At 48.1% G+C, this 14,242-nt stretch carries 13 protein-coding genes; 12 read left to right on the top strand and 1 reads right to left on the bottom strand.

What is annotated here, in order from left to right:
- The first annotated feature begins 58 nt into the window (after positions 1-58).
- The 9 genes from nrdF (at position 59) to MHH56_RS12505 (ending at position 6,935) form a co-directional block, all read left to right on the top strand.
- On the top strand, positions 59-1,015 hold the full coding sequence (gene nrdF, locus MHH56_RS12465) for a class 1b ribonucleoside-diphosphate reductase subunit beta (RefSeq protein WP_076270061.1): 957 nt from the start codon (positions 59-61) through the stop codon (positions 1,013-1,015).
- 156 nt (positions 1,016-1,171) lie between these two features.
- A complete protein-coding gene (locus tag MHH56_RS12470) occupies positions 1,172-2,149 on the top strand; it encodes an ATP-binding cassette domain-containing protein (protein ID WP_339208550.1) in 978 nt (325 codons plus the stop codon).
- The gene (locus MHH56_RS12475; protein ID WP_339208552.1) at positions 2,149-2,952 is read left to right on the top strand and encodes an ABC transporter permease; all 804 of its coding nucleotides are present in this window, start codon (positions 2,149-2,151) and stop codon (positions 2,950-2,952) included. Before MHH56_RS12470 ends, MHH56_RS12475 begins: the two co-directional genes overlap by 1 nt.
- A 5-nt stretch (positions 2,953-2,957) precedes the next feature.
- Positions 2,958-3,740, top strand: a complete 783-nt coding sequence (locus MHH56_RS12480) for an ABC-2 family transporter protein (RefSeq protein WP_339208554.1) — start codon at positions 2,958-2,960, stop codon at positions 3,738-3,740.
- A 42-nt stretch (positions 3,741-3,782) separates the two neighbouring features.
- Positions 3,783-4,691 (top strand): HPr(Ser) kinase/phosphatase, encoded by a 909-nt coding sequence (gene hprK / locus MHH56_RS12485; protein ID WP_076270057.1) that lies wholly within the window; start codon positions 3,783-3,785, stop codon positions 4,689-4,691.
- Positions 4,692-4,825: 134 nt separating this feature from the next.
- Positions 4,826-5,278, top strand: a complete 453-nt coding sequence (locus tag MHH56_RS12490; RefSeq protein WP_076270056.1) for a GyrI-like domain-containing protein — start codon at positions 4,826-4,828, stop codon at positions 5,276-5,278.
- Positions 5,279-5,405: 127 nt separating this feature from the next.
- A complete protein-coding gene (locus MHH56_RS12495) occupies positions 5,406-5,888 on the top strand; it encodes a hypothetical protein (RefSeq protein WP_339208556.1) in 483 nt (160 codons plus the stop codon).
- A complete protein-coding gene (locus MHH56_RS12500; RefSeq protein WP_339208558.1) occupies positions 5,885-6,676 on the top strand; it encodes a PhzF family phenazine biosynthesis protein in 792 nt (263 codons plus the stop codon). The genes MHH56_RS12495 and MHH56_RS12500 overlap by 4 nt, the downstream gene beginning before the upstream one ends.
- A gap of 4 nt (positions 6,677-6,680) precedes the next feature.
- Positions 6,681-6,935, top strand: coding sequence for a DUF2164 domain-containing protein (locus tag MHH56_RS12505; RefSeq protein WP_339208559.1), 255 nt, complete (start codon positions 6,681-6,683; stop codon positions 6,933-6,935).
- A 164-nt stretch (positions 6,936-7,099) separates the two neighbouring features.
- Here MHH56_RS12505 and MHH56_RS12510 read toward each other — a convergent pair whose 3' ends face one another.
- Positions 7,100-8,272, bottom strand: coding sequence for a GGDEF domain-containing protein (locus MHH56_RS12510; protein ID WP_339208560.1), 1,173 nt, complete (start codon positions 8,270-8,272; stop codon positions 7,100-7,102).
- A 123-nt stretch (positions 8,273-8,395) separates the two neighbouring features.
- Here MHH56_RS12510 and MHH56_RS12515 point away from each other — a divergent pair, with 123 nt between their 5' ends.
- Genes MHH56_RS12515 through MHH56_RS12525 form a run of 3 tightly spaced genes read left to right on the top strand, consistent with a single transcriptional unit; the run spans position 8,396 to position 14,218 of the window.
- On the top strand, positions 8,396-9,523 hold the full coding sequence (locus MHH56_RS12515; RefSeq protein WP_339208561.1) for a glycosyltransferase family 4 protein: 1,128 nt from the start codon (positions 8,396-8,398) through the stop codon (positions 9,521-9,523).
- A 32-nt stretch (positions 9,524-9,555) separates the two neighbouring features.
- A complete protein-coding gene (locus tag MHH56_RS12520; RefSeq protein WP_339208562.1) occupies positions 9,556-10,842 on the top strand; it encodes a DNA repair exonuclease in 1,287 nt (428 codons plus the stop codon).
- A gap of 55 nt (positions 10,843-10,897) precedes the next feature.
- Positions 10,898-14,218: an AAA family ATPase gene (locus MHH56_RS12525; RefSeq protein WP_339208564.1), complete on the top strand. Its 3,321-nt coding sequence runs from the start codon at positions 10,898-10,900 to the stop codon at positions 14,216-14,218.
- The last annotated feature ends 24 nt before the right edge of the window (positions 14,219-14,242 follow it).

Raw genomic sequence — 14,242 nt, forward strand, 5'->3', positions numbered from 1 at the left:
GCTTTACGCTTGAGTACTATTTAAATGACGCTTACGTAGCAAAGAAGGAGCTCACCAAATGAAAGCAGTAAACTGGAACCGCCCAGATGACGATTTCACGTTAACATTCTGGCAGCAAAATGTAATGCAATTTTGGACGGATGAAGAAATTCCGTTATCAGATGATAAAATGGACTGGATGGAAATGACGGACGCGGAGCGCACGCTGTACAAAAACGTGCTCGGCGGTCTGACTTTGCTTGATACGATTCAAGGCGGCGTCGGCATGCCGAAGATTTTGGAGCATGTTGATGGCTTGCAGCGCAAAGCAGTATTGTCATTTATGTCGATGATGGAGCAAATCCATGCCAAATCGTACAGCAGCATCTTCACTACACTTGCTTCTGGCGAAGAGATCGACGAAATTTTCCTGTGGGTTGAGCAGAACGAACAGCTTCAGAAGAAAGCAAACTTGATTTCTTCTTGGTATTCGAACATCACTGGCCCGAAAGAGCTTTACAAAGCGATGGCTGCTTCGGTATTCCTGGAGAGCTACTTGTTCTATAGCGGATTCTTCTATCCGCTTTACTTGGCTGGACAAGGTAAAATGACGAGCAGCGGCGAAATTATCGATTTGATTTTGCGTGATGAGAGCATCCATGGCTTGTACGTTGGCGTTCTAGCACAAGAGCTGTTCCAAACGTTTAGCCCTGAGGAGCAAGCACAGCTGGAAATCGAAATTTATGCATTGCTTAACGAGCTGTACGAGAATGAGATTGTGTATACAGAGCATCTTTATGCGCCGCTTGGCCTTGCTGAGGAAGTAAATGTATACGTGCGCTACAATGCGAACAAAGCGCTTATGAATCTTGGTATGGAGCCGCATTTCCCTGAGGAAGCGGTAAACCCAATCGTGTTCAATGGTATCAGTACGCATACGAAGCAGCATGATTTCTTCTCCAAAAAAGGTAATGGCTACGTACGTACGATTCACGTTGAGCCGCTTAATGATGACGATTTTGTTTTCAACTTCTAATAAAACTTAATTTAAATGCAACATACGAGTCGCTCTTTATTCAGCCTACTAGGCAGAAAAAGAGCGATTTTTGATTTTTTATTGAGGAAACAATTGACACAATATTCTTTCGATGTTAGTATTTCCCTCTCAAAACTTGCGCGGAGGTAAAAAATAGTGATTACAGTTCATGGGATAAGTAAATCGTATCAGGTTGCTAAACGCTCTTCAGGTGTTAAGCAAGCAGTAAAGGCATTATTCAAAAGGGAATACAAAGTTGTGGAAGCGCTTAACGATATTTCTTTCACGATTGAGCCGGGTGAGATTGTAGGGTACATCGGACCTAACGGGGCAGGCAAGTCAACGACCATTAAAGTGATGAGCGGCATTCTTGTGCCAGACAGCGGTACATGTACGGTCATGGGTTATACGCCGTGGAAGGATCGGGTCGCGTATGTGAAGCATATCGGTGTTGTTTTCGGTCAGCGGTCTCAGCTGTGGTGGGACGTGCCAGTCATCGATTCCTTTGATCTGCTGCGGGATATTTATAAGGTGCCAGAGCAGGAGTATCAAAGCACATTAGCATTGCTTACAGAAACGCTTGAGCTGCAGGAAATTATTCAGATGCCAGTAAGACAGCTTAGTCTTGGACAAAGGATGCGCTGCGAAATTGCGGCTTCCCTGCTGCACAGCCCAAGTGTGCTATTTCTGGATGAGCCCACAATTGGCCTCGATGCCGTATCCAAAATCGCTGTGCGCCGCTTCATTAAGACGATAAATGAAGAGAAGGGCGTTACGATCATTTTGACCACTCATGACATGAATGATATTGAAGCGCTGGCGAACCGGATTATTCTTATTGGCAAAGGAAAGCTGCTTTATGATGGCAGCCTAAGTGCGATACGCAGCCAGTTCGGAACACAAAAAACGATTACCGTCGTATACAGCCACCGCGCTGAGCCGCTTGAGATTGCTGGTGCCGTCGTTGAAGAATGGTCGCCTGAGCGTGCTGTGCTAAGCGTCGATACAGCTCAGGTTGTCATAAGCGATGTGCTCATCCGTCTGTCTGAGCAGGTGGAGCTTCTCGATGTCACGATTGATACCTTGCCTATTGAAGATATGATCGTTCAGCTGTATAAGGAGCATCAAATATAATGAAAGCGTATATTTCGGTATTTAAGCTGCGTCTCACATACGGATTGCAATACCGTACCGCAGCGCTGGCGGGAGTTGCGACTCAATTTTTTTGGGGTTTCATTATCATTATGGTGTTTGAGGCGTTTTATAGCGGCACAACGACTCCGCCTCCGATTTCATTGAAGCAGCTTATCACATATGTATGGCTGCAGCAGGCTTTTCTTTCGTTTGTTATGTTGTGGTTCCGTGACAATGAGCTATTCGGACTTATAACGACAGGCAATATTGCTTACGAGCTTTGCAGACCTAGCGGCATATACGGATTATGGTATGCCAAGCTTATTGCACAGCGGCTCTCGAGTGCCATTCTAAAAAGTATCCCTGTTTTGATAGTAGCTTTTTTTCTGCCAGAGCCTTACCGGATGCCGCTGCCAGAAGATCCAGCAGCCTTTGTTTTGTTTATCGTTGCATTATTGCTTGGACTGCTTATGATTGTTGCCCTTTCTATGTTGATGTACATATCCGTGTTCGTTACGCTTTCACCGGCTGGCTCGCTGCTCATGTTTGGTGTAATCGGCGAATTTCTGGCAGGCATGGTTATACCCGTGCCTCTTATGCCCTCATGGCTGCAAAATATTGTATATGTGCTGCCGTTTCGATGGACAGCGGATTTCCCATTTCGGGTATACTCGGGACATATTGCTAAGGAAGAAGCGCTCATCGGCATCGGTGTTCAACTGGTTTGGTTTGTTGTACTAGTGGGCTTAGGCAGGCTGGCAATGGCAAAAGCATTACGTAGAGTTGTGGTGAATGGAGGGTAACCCATATGAGATTGTTCGGTAAATATATTTTGATCATGTTTAAGTCGCAAACGCAGTACCTTACCTCATTTTGGCTGCTCTCCTTAGGTCAATTTTTTGTGCCATTTTCTGTTTTTGCAGGATTGTATTTTATGTTTGAGCGATTTGGCCAAATTGAGGGTTGGAATTTTCAAGAAGTAGCGTTATGCTTTTCTATTATTCATATGTCATTTGCGATTAGTGAATGTTTTGCACGCGGTTTCGATTCGTTCTCTACGTTGGTCGTTAATGGAGATTTTGACCGTCTGCTGGTTCGGCCGCGCAGTACCGTGCTTCAGGTGCTCGGCTCGAAATTCGAATTTTCACGAGTGGGACGGCTGCTGCAAAGCGTAATCATCTTGACGTGGGCTTTAAGTGAGCTTACGATCGAGTGGACATTGCTTAAAACAATAACTCTTATTTTTATGATTTTGAGCGGTGTCTTTGTTTTCTCTGGTATCTTTATACTGGCTGCAACGATGTGTTTTTGGACGGTTCAAGGTCTTGAGATTGCAAATATATTTACGGACGGAGGGCGAGAGATGGCCCAGTATCCGTTAAGCATTTATAAGAAATGGGTGACTCGTTTTTTTACGTTCGTCATCCCTTTCGGAAGTGTCAATTATTTGCCTTTGCTCTACTTGTTAGACAGAACCTCTGGGAATGAACTGCTCTATATGATTTCGCCAATAGCTGGCATCCTCTTTATTTTGCCATGTCTAATTGTATGGAACATCGGTGTTCGTCATTATCGCTCGACAGGCTCTTAATATAAACAGCACTTTATGATAACAGCAAAGGAGCGTAATGTTATGAAATCAATAGCGGTACGGGAATTAGCAGCGCAATTATCATTAGAAATATTAGCAGGAGCCGATAAGCTCGATCGACAGATTGTTAAAGCAAGAGCTTATCGACCAGGACTTGAATTTGTTGGATATTACGATTTTTTCCCACAGGAGCATGTTCAAATTTTGGGCAGGAAGGAAATTACATACCTGCACTCCTTAAGTGAAGAAGAACGAAATCATCATATTGGCAATATTGTTAAATATCATCCGCCTTGCTTTGTAGTCACTGCGGGTCAGGAAGGTCTAAAATATTTGACCAAATATTGCGATCAAGAAGGCATTCCTTTGCTGCGAACGAAGCTTCCAACGGTGCAATTGCTTGGCATGCTGGATGCTTATTTGCTCAAAACGCTTGCTCCGGAAATATCGATTCATGGGATTTGCTTAAATGTGCTTGGCATTGGCGTGCTGCTGCGCGGCAAGTCAGGCATTGGCAAAAGCGAAACAGCCCATACGCTCATCAAACGGGGCTCTAGGTTAGTTGCTGATGATATCGTTGTACTAAAAAAGCTTAGCTCCCAAACGCTGCTTGGCACGCATAATGAGAAAACAAAGGAGTTTCTAGCTTTGCGCAGCATTGGTCTTATTAATGTTGTTAGATTATATGGCAGACAGGCGTTTCAAGACGAGACGAGAATTGTACTCGATATTGAATTAACGAAGTGGCGTGATAATGAACTCAATAATGATTTAGAGCTGGAAACCAAATTTACAGATTATATGGGTGTGAAAATTCCTCATATTGAAATTCAAGTGCAGCCGGGCAGAGACGTTGCAGGTTTAATTGAGGCAGCCGCGAATAATTGGTACTTAAAGCAGCAAGGCTATAGTGCGGTAGAAGAATTTATGAAACGACTGGAGCAAGGCTAGCGGCTATGTCAATAATCCCGATAAAGGATTAACATGTAAACGACTATCCAAATACTTGCAAATCATGTTACACTATGGGCAGAGAAAGCTCATCCTAGCGCACAAGTCCTGAAAGATTCGAAGGAGGAAATCGCGTGGAAAACTGCTCAATCGTAACAAAACCTGCGCTTCATTTGGCGGGTATCAGCTACTGCGGTCCATATTCATCCTTTCCGGATGAAGCGATTCGGCTGCAGACCGAGTTTTTGACACGCAAGCACGAGTTGAATGATGCAACAAAATCGACCGTATTGTACAGTCCGTACTTCGGCAATGAAGTGTTTGCTACCTACTGGGCTTGTTATGAAGTCCAGCATCTGGAGGAATTGCCTCCTGGTATGGTACAATTCACGATTCCTGAACATCGTTATGCGATGGTCGCTTGCTCCAATAAAAGAATCGGCGAAGGGTACGAGCAGCTTCATGCTTGGATAAATGAGCTGCGGCTAGAGAAGCAAGAAAATGCCGTATCGCTGGAGTTGTTTTATATTGACGAGCATCATTTGGAGGAAGAGCCGGTAGAGCTGCTTATTCCGCTCAAAGGATAACCTATATGAAGTGCTTGCACGCAAACGAATCGGAGTATGGAATGGATAACATTCAAGCCGGATCATTTTGTGACAGCAAGCACTTTTTTGTTTGTGATTGAAACAGTTTCAGAGAAGAGGATTTCAAATGTCAGCTATGAGAGATGGGAATAAGCGCTTGTATCGGCAGGATGCCAGAAAGCTAGTTATTGCTGGTATTGCGGCTGGTGCTGTGAGTGGAATCGTGTTAGGCTTTACGATGAAGCTGCTTGAGCACCTTACCGGATCAGCGGTATATGTATTGCTTCTTAATATTGATTTCATAGAATGGCTGCCTTATAAACGAACGGAGACGCTTGAATTTATCCTTCATATGGTTGTTGCACTTCCACTAGGTATTATTTATTTATCCCTGTTGTCGCTTTGGAGAGCTCCGATAGGACTAAGCCTTGGCATGAGTATAGCAGTCGCATGCTGTACGTGGATTCCACTTACACAGCTCTCAGAGCGTACTCCAGCGACTAGCGATGTACAAGCACTGATTTGGTGGTTGCTTGGTCATCTCTTATATGGCGCTGTACTATCGTTGTTTGGCGTGACATGGATTAAGAAAGGAATGTTGGAAAAATGAATTATCCGTTATATATTGTAGATGCATTTACGAATGAAAAATTCAAAGGCAATCCTGCCGCCGTTTGCATTGTAGACGAGCCTCAGTCTGAACGCTGGATGCAGCAGGTGGCAGCGGAAATGAATCTCTCAGAGACGGCATTTATTGAGCAGGGAGCAGAGCATTATGAGTTAAGATGGTTCACACCGATTGCTGAGATTGATTTATGTGGACATGCTACGCTTGCTACAGCACATATATTATGGGAGACAGGAAGACTGCCACAGCACGAAACGGCACGATTTATGACGAAAAGCGGGTTATTGACCGCTGTGCATAAAGGGGACTGGATGGAGATGAATTTCCCTTCCGAGCCGCCGGAAGCAGCTGTTGCACCTGAGGAGCTCATTCAGGGTCTAGGTCTCATTCCGAGATATGTTGGCCGCAATCGAATGGACTACTTTGTTGAGGTAGACAGTGAGGATACACTTCGTACGCTGCGGCCTGACTTTGTGATGCTTGCCCGTCTGAGCGCTCGAGGAATTATCATTACAAGCCGTTCAACAGATGCTGCGTATGACTTTGTATCTCGGGCATTTTTTCCTGGTACAGGGATCGATGAAGACCCTGTAACGGGCTCGGCCCACTGCGCGCTCGCGCCATATTGGGCGAAGAGGCTCCGCAAGCAGGAGTTAACTGGCTATCAGGCATCGGAGCGCGGAGGGATAGTGAAGGTAAGACCGGAAGGCGAGCGAGTGTATTTGCAAGGACAAGCAGTGACCATTCTCAGAGGACAATTGGAGGGTTAATAATATGTTAATGTTGAAGTTGCCAAAAGAGCAGAAGGAGCAGTTGATTGCTAGCATTCAGCAGTATTTTGAGCTGGAGCGTTCGGAGACGCTTGGATCGATTGCGGCGGAGCAGCTGCTTGATTTTATGATACAAGCGGTTGGGCCACATATTTATAATCATGCGATTAAAGATGCTCGCCAAACGGTGCTTGAGCGGATGCAAACGCTGGAAGACGAGCTTTATTCATTAGAGAAGCCAACTGCGGCAAAGCGATAACGATAGGGCTTGGCAGCTGTTAGGTACAGCGAGAAGGCAGGACAGCTATTGAAAATTGTAATCATATGACGAATATTGAGTACTTACGCTTTTCTCAGAAGCAAACAAAAAAAAGGCACTGACCATCAAGGCTTTAAGCCGTATGATCAGTGCCTTTTCATTGTTTATGCTTTTGATTTTTTGGAAGCAACTGATGATTTGAATGGGGTTACTTTATTTTTGCCTGTCGTTTTGGAATAGTACATCGCTTCGTCAGCCTGCTTAATCATTTCTTGAACAGCCTTGCTTTCTTTGGAGGTGCTGAAGCCGACACTTATTGTAACCATCGTTTCCTGCTCGACTCTGCGCCGAATGGATTCAGCTACAATTTCAGGTTTTACGCGCTCCGTGCTAATGCAGCTTAGCAGCTCTTCTCCGCCATAACGGCCCGCTGATCCGATGCCGCTCGATTCTTCCTTAATAATCTCGGAAACCTGCTTCAGTACGCCATCGGCTTTATGGTGGCCATGGGTATCATTCAATTTCTTAAAGTTGTCGATATCGCAAAAAATAATAGCCATCGGCTTGTTGCTCTGGAGCAGCTGCTCCGCCTTCGAAGAGAAATGGCGCCGATTATACAATCCAGTCAAGCCATCCATAATAGACGATTGATAGGTAAACATCAACCTCTCGATTACCCACTCGAACAAGAGGATAAACAATAGGGTATAATACACAATTGGCAGCAGCTGGCTAATCGTCAGCAACCAAGTCAATGAGCCATGAAATACATAGGCATTCGACAGCCTAGCAAGCTCGCTTGCAAAAAACACGATTAAGCTCGCATAATACTTGGAGCTCATGTGGGCGCTTCTTGTATCAAGCATAATCATGAAAATAACGATTAAACCATAGAAATCGAGTGCCGGGTATGTAAAAGCTTGGGCATGAACGACCGTGTCCATCGAATTGGGCATAATCGCAAATTGTATGCCTGCAATAACGAATGTCATCATACTCATAATGATAAAGGGAATGACTTTAAGCTGTGCCGTTCGATGAGTATATAATTTCATGAAAACAAAGTTTATAATAATAAAAGATAGGATTTGAAGTATGGTAAAGGCTAAATGTAGAAATGGTGATAATGACCAGCCTGGATAAGCGAGCACGACGAGCAGGCATTGCTTAATAATAATGATTGGGATGGCTGTAATGAGCAAGCGATAAATTCGTTTGTTGCGGTAGCTTACATAAAGCCGAACCGACATGAAGAGCATTAAGATCAGAATGACGATGACCGCCGATGAAGAGAGCAGTTGTCCATTTGGGCCTGAAAGCCATTGTGTAAGAGTCATGAGTTACCCACCGTTATCTAGTATTAGTTTCAATAGCTTTACAGAAACATATGTTCTAATATATCATGTTTTACGGTGAACGAATAGTTGGAATACATGTTTTACGTTGAAAGGATGGGACACATGAATATTTTACAAGCGTTATTTTTTCCACCGGAGCAGCCGGGCGGAGTTTCTTCCATGATCCCGTATATTCAAGATAGATTCATTAAGTTTGGTTGGCAAATGGAATTGTTCTCTCTGCCTAAGCGAGTAAGAAGCAAAGGGCAGGAAGAAGTGACATTCGAAACCTTTGATCATACGATCTACAGCGGAAATGTAATGGTCGATAAATATATTCAAACTTATAAAGATTACGTATGGTGGACAAAGATGCGGATCAAAAAGCCATACGATATTATACATGCGCATCATCCGATTGCTGGACTTGTCATGAAGCAGCTATTTCCAGATACTCCGCTTGCGATGACAATCCATTCCAGCTATGAACGGGAGCTTATTCTAAACGGCAAGATTAAAGAGGGCGGACCTGAACACCGATTTCTAATGAGTCTTTATGGCGAGCTGGAGGCGAAGGCGGATCAATTGCTGACCGTTTCCGAGTCCTTCCGTACCTATATCGCTCCTCATATCAAGCATCCAGAGAAAATAAAGGTTATTCCAAATGGCTTTGACGAGAAACGATTTAAACCGATATCCCATGAGAATGCGGTAACGCAGCTCATTACGGTGTGCAGGCTCGTCCCTGCCAAAGGACTTGATGTACTGCTGCGCGCATGCGCAGAGCTTAAGCAGAAGGGTCATCCGTTTGTTCTTCATATCATTGGCGATGGACCGATTCGCGAGGAGCTTGAAGCATTAGCAGTTGAGCTTGATTTGTATGATGATATTATCTTTTACGGCTATATGCTGCATCCGGAAGAGTTTATGCCGTTTTTTGATGTATTTGTATTGCCTTCTCGCGCTGAGGCCTTCGGCTCCGTGTTCGCAGAAGCTGCTTTATGCTCGCTTGCACTTGTCGGCACGAATGTAGGAGGCATCGCCGAGCAAATCGAAGATGGCGTTAATGGATTGTTAGTACCGCCTGAAGATGCGACAGCTCTTGCTGATGCGCTGGAGAAGGTCGTAACCGATCCCACTTATCGTTATCATCTGGCAAGGTCTGGTTCAGATAAAGCCAAAAAGGTATATTCACTTCAACGAGTGATTGCACAGCTGAAAAAAGTTTATATTCATATGAAGCCGGAATAACGGCTCATTATATCGGAATAGGCGGTTATAAAATGTCGGTACCTTTTCGATTTATCCATGCAGCAGATTTGCATTTAGACAGCCCTTTCCGAGGGCTTGCGAAGGCTCCGGATCAGGTGCGAGAGGTGCTCAGCGAGTCCACCTTTGCAGCGCTGCGTCAGCTAACGCAGACCGCCATTCGCGAGCAGGTGGATTTTATCGTGCTGGCTGGCGATTTGTTCGATGAAGCAGACCGTTCGCTCAGGGCACAGCTTATGCTCGTACGGGAGTGGCAAAAGCTGCAGGAGCATGGAATATCCGTATATGTGATCCATGGAAATCACGACCCGTTAAATGGCGAGCGAGCAGACTTAGAACTGCCGGCAAACGTGCATATATTTGGAGCGGATCAAATGGAATATCGGCCGGCTTACCGTACTAACGGTGAGCTGGCTGCATTTGTTTACGGCAGGTCATACGGAAAACGCGTCGTCTCGGAAAATATAGCTGCGGCTTATCAAATACAGCAGGAAGCGCCCTTTCATATCGCGCTGCTGCACGGAAATGTTGATGGCGATGGAACGCATGACCCGTATGCGCCATGCTCGCTGGGCGAGCTTATCGGGGGCAAGGGCTTCGATTATTGGGCGCTAGGCCATATCCATAAACGAAGGGTGCTGCATGAATACCCTCATGTCGTATACGCAGGCAACACACAAGGAAGAAATCCGCGTGAAGTAGGAGCAAAGGGCTGTTACTTGGTGGAGGTAACCGCTGCAAGAGCGGTAGAGCTGACCTTTATGCCGCTGGATGAAGTCAGGTGGCACGAGTATGACTGCTCCATCTCTGAGCTGAGTACAGAACAGGAGCTTTTGCAGCAATTGGAAGGTTTAATTGACAGAATATTAGCTGAAGCGGAAGGCCGCTCGGTTATGCTTCGACTTTGTTTGACAGGTCGCGGGCTGCTGCATCAGAAGCTCTCGGAGCCAGCGATTGTTCGAACGCTGCTTGAGCAATTGCAGGAGGGCAGGGCGATATCGTCAGTTGAACCATGGATCTTCGTGCATGGGCTAGAGGTGAACACAGGGGCTGCGATCAACTGGGAGGAGCTGGCGTTGGAAGACAGCTTTACCGGAGAGCTCGTTCGATTTAGCGCAGCATTAACGGAGGATGAGAAGTTATGGCAGGATTTTGCCAAAAATGCTGTGAGCCCGGCAGCAGGGCATGCGAAGCTTGGCAGACTTATGTTTAACCAATGGGACGAGCCTCCCGAGCGCTGGCTAGAGCAAGCGCGCGAGCTGACGCTTGGCTTGCTTCATGATCATGAACGTGGCGGATGATGATAGGGCGAGTACAGCTTGTATCTGCAAAAGCCTATAGGAGATGACAGGTAGCATGAAGCTTTTGAAGGCTGAAATTGACGGTTTCGGACAGCTATATAGGAAGCAAATACCGCTCGATGCGGCGGTCATTATCGTATATGGCCCAAATGAAGCGGGAAAAAGCACGATGTTCGGCTTTATCCGATCGATGCTTTTTGGTTTTGCCAAACGCGGACAGTTGAATGAGCGGCAAGAACCGGTGAATGGCGGCAAGCATGGCGGTCGGATGTTTTTTCAAAGTGCAGAAGATGAAGCATACGTTGTTGAGCGGTATGCGGCTGACGGATTAGGCAAGCTTAAGCTGCGCGCTCTAAGCTATGCAGCTGGCAATGACGAATTGTTAAATGATCCTTTCATTAGCGTCATTGCTGCAGCAGATAAATCTCTCGAAGAAGCAGCACTCACACAAACGGAATGGGAACGGCAGTTTTTAGGAGGCATTAGTGAAAAATTGTATCGACAGTTGTTCGCTATTACGCTGACTGAACTGCAAGAAATCGGTGCGTTGTCGGGAGAAGAGCTTGGACAATATTTGTATCATGCAGGGTGGGACAACGGAAAATCGATAGCAGCAGCTGAGAAACGTTTAGCACAGGAGATGGACCTTCTCTTTAAGCCTCGCGGAGCTAATCAACAAATTAATCAACATTTGAAAACGCTTGAGCAAATAGATGCTCAGCTTCGGAAGCGCGCAGATGCCATTGTCTCCTATAATCAGTTGACGCAGCAGACGGGCCAGCTGGATGCATCCTTGCAACAGCTGGAATTGGAGCTGCCAGCAAAAGAAGCAAGGCAAATGCTGCTTCATAAAGCTTGCACGACTAGGCCATTGTGGATTCGCAAGCAGCAGCTGATGATTGAGCGCGAGCAAGTCGCTTACGCTGCAGAGCTCTCGCTGCATGCGGAGAAGGAATGGGACGAGCTGCAAAGACAAAGAGCTGAGCTGCGCGAAGAAGCTGAGAAGCAAAGGCAGAAAGCGCTGCTGCTGGAGCTGCAGCTTGAAGCAATAAGTTATGATGAGCAGTTTCTCCGTATTGGAGATGAGACGGAAGCTCTGCTTCAGGCAGCTGAGAGTATGCGCCAGCTGAAGCAGGACAGCATAGAGCTGGAATCAGAGCTGCGCGAGCATGATGAGATGATTGCGAGGCTCGTTACCAGCATCGCGCCGGAATGGACAGAGCGTCAGCTGAGGGAGCTTCACGTTACGATAGCCGATCGTGACTTTGTGCGCAGCGCCAGGCAGCAGGAGCTGGAGCACGGGCGAGGAGAGGAGCGATTCGCGGCTGAGCTTGAGACGCTAAAGCAGCAGGAGCAGGAAGCGTCTATCGCTTTGGAGGAGGCGAGGTCTGCCGCCGCACGGGAGAAAGAGCGCAACGAGCAGGAGGGCGGCACCGGATTTGAGGTGCTGCCGCGAACGCGAGATGCGCTGAAAGGGGCGTGGAACGCCCTCGATAGCGCGCTGCGCGAGTGGGAGCTCGAGCGGGCGCGCTCTGCCGGAGCCGCTGCAGCCGCAAGCGATAGCGAGTCGGCTGGCCGCGGCGCGGCAGCTTCGGGCCGAGGCGGAGCCGGCCCTTGGTGGACTGCGGCGGCAGGAGCGGGCGGAGCCGCGCTGGCGCTTGGAGCAGCCGCGCTTGGCGGAGCAGGGCGCGGTGCAGGTATTGCTGCGCTGGCGCTAGCGGGAGCGGCGCTTGCGTTTGTTGTTGTGGCGCTGCTGCGGAGTCGCGGTACTGGGGCTGCTGCTGCAGGCGAGAGCAGCGATCAGCTGCGTGGACGCGGACTTTCGCGAGGGCGCGGCGGAGCAGCTGCTCTTACTGGCACGGAACTTAATGAACGAGAAAAACGAGTGCATCAAGCTTTAGAGATGATTGTACATCATCCGCAAGAGGCAGCGGCTACCCTGCTTGCGGCAAAGCATTACAGCTCGCCAGAGCATCTGCTCGCTGCGGAACAAGCGCGCACACAGCTGCGCGCTGCAGTCGAAGCCCGTCTCGAGGCGCTGCAGCGCAGCGAGCGCCTCATCGACCATAGCAGCGAGCTCGCCCGCCGCCTAGAGCGGCTGCGCGCGCACGCTGCAGGACGCAGCGAGGCTGCCGCCGCTGCTGCACAAGCAAGGCAAGCCATCGCCCATCAGTGGGCTGACTGGCTTGCAGCTCGCTCACTGCCGGCGGGAATGTCGCCGGCCGCTGCACTCGAAGCATTCGAGCTTGCCGAGCAAGCTTTGCAGCGGCTGCAGCATTATGACCGGCTGTCGGCGAAGCAAGCCGCCGCAGGCAAACAGCTGGCTGCTTTCGCTGCGCAAGCAGTTGAACTGTGCGGGCATTTCAAGGAAGCTGCCGCAGCGGCGGCTGCTGACCCAGCCCTCGCGCTGCGCCTGCTGCATGCCGAAATTCGCCGCCATGCTGCAGCCAAACAAGAAGCTCGCGCTATTATTACGCGCCGCGATGAGCTGCGCATGGCGCAGCAGGCTGCTGAATCCCGGCAGCTTGAGCTAGAGAGCCAAGTGTTGAAAGCAGTGGAAGCGGCTGGTCTCTCAAGTGAACCCCAATATGAGCTTGCTATTTCGCATCATAGAATATGGACGGCGCTTGAGCTTGAGTTGTCGAAGCTTGCGTTGGAAATAACGGCTGGCATGTCAGCGGAGAGAATTTCCGAGCTCGAGCATTTGTTTGGCAGCTATGATGAAGAGCAGCTGCAGCAGCTGCATTTGGAGTCGCAGACGGAGCTGAAAGAGCTGGAGCGGCAAAAGCAGGAGCAGCTTGAAAAGCGGGGGAGAGTGCGGCAGTCGCTAGACCATCTCCTGCAGGAAGAGGAGCATCAAAGGCTGCTTTCTGATAAAGCGATGACGGTTGCCCAGATCGAGAAGGATGCAGAGCGGTATGCGGTCCTTTCTATTAGTGCAGCATTAATTAGCCGAACTAAACGTGTTTATGAAGAAGAGCGTCAGCCTATCGTGCTTCGCAATGCGTCGCGCTTTATGATGGAGCTGACAGGTGGCAAATATATTCGGGTACTTACAACGCCAGGCGAACCGGGAATCAGGCTGGAAACAGCGGAGCACCGTCTCATCGACAGCGGAATGTTAAGCAGAGGAGCCGCGGAGCAGGTTTATTTGGCGATGCGCCTTGCTTTGGCGGAGGAAGCAACAAGTGGAGCGAAGCTTCCTCTTATGCTGGATGATGTGTTTGTTAATTTCGACAAAGGCAGGCTGCATGCAGTAACCAAGCTGCTCGCATCATTATCGAGTGAAAGGCAAATTATAGTTATGACTTGTCATGAGCATGTTCGAGACGCAATGCTTGAGCATTGCGAGGGTGCGTTACTCGTACAAATATGATGATTTATAGCAGCCAGCTGCTCT

The sequence above is a fragment of the Paenibacillus sp. FSL K6-3182 genome (assembly GCF_037976325.1).
Lineage (GTDB): Bacteria > Bacillota > Bacilli > Paenibacillales > Paenibacillaceae > Pristimantibacillus.

Coding starts and splice junctions, on each gene's coding strand:
- nrdF (WP_076270061.1), top strand. CDS start 59: ATGAAAGCAGTAAACTGGAACCGCCCAGATGACGATTTCACGTTAACA.
- MHH56_RS12475 (WP_339208552.1), top strand. CDS start 2,149: ATGAAAGCGTATATTTCGGTATTTAAGCTGCGTCTCACATACGGATTG.
- MHH56_RS12480 (WP_339208554.1), top strand. CDS start 2,958: ATGAGATTGTTCGGTAAATATATTTTGATCATGTTTAAGTCGCAAACG.
- hprK (WP_076270057.1), top strand. CDS start 3,783: ATGAAATCAATAGCGGTACGGGAATTAGCAGCGCAATTATCATTAGAA.
- MHH56_RS12495 (WP_339208556.1), top strand. CDS start 5,406: ATGTCAGCTATGAGAGATGGGAATAAGCGCTTGTATCGGCAGGATGCC.
- MHH56_RS12500 (WP_339208558.1), top strand. CDS start 5,885: ATGAATTATCCGTTATATATTGTAGATGCATTTACGAATGAAAAATTC.
- MHH56_RS12505 (WP_339208559.1), top strand. CDS start 6,681: ATGTTAATGTTGAAGTTGCCAAAAGAGCAGAAGGAGCAGTTGATTGCT.
- MHH56_RS12510 (WP_339208560.1), bottom strand. CDS start 8,272: ATGACTCTTACACAATGGCTTTCAGGCCCAAATGGACAACTGCTCTCT.
- MHH56_RS12515 (WP_339208561.1), top strand. CDS start 8,396: ATGAATATTTTACAAGCGTTATTTTTTCCACCGGAGCAGCCGGGCGGA.
- MHH56_RS12520 (WP_339208562.1), top strand. CDS start 9,556: ATGTCGGTACCTTTTCGATTTATCCATGCAGCAGATTTGCATTTAGAC.
- MHH56_RS12525 (WP_339208564.1), top strand. CDS start 10,898: ATGAAGCTTTTGAAGGCTGAAATTGACGGTTTCGGACAGCTATATAGG.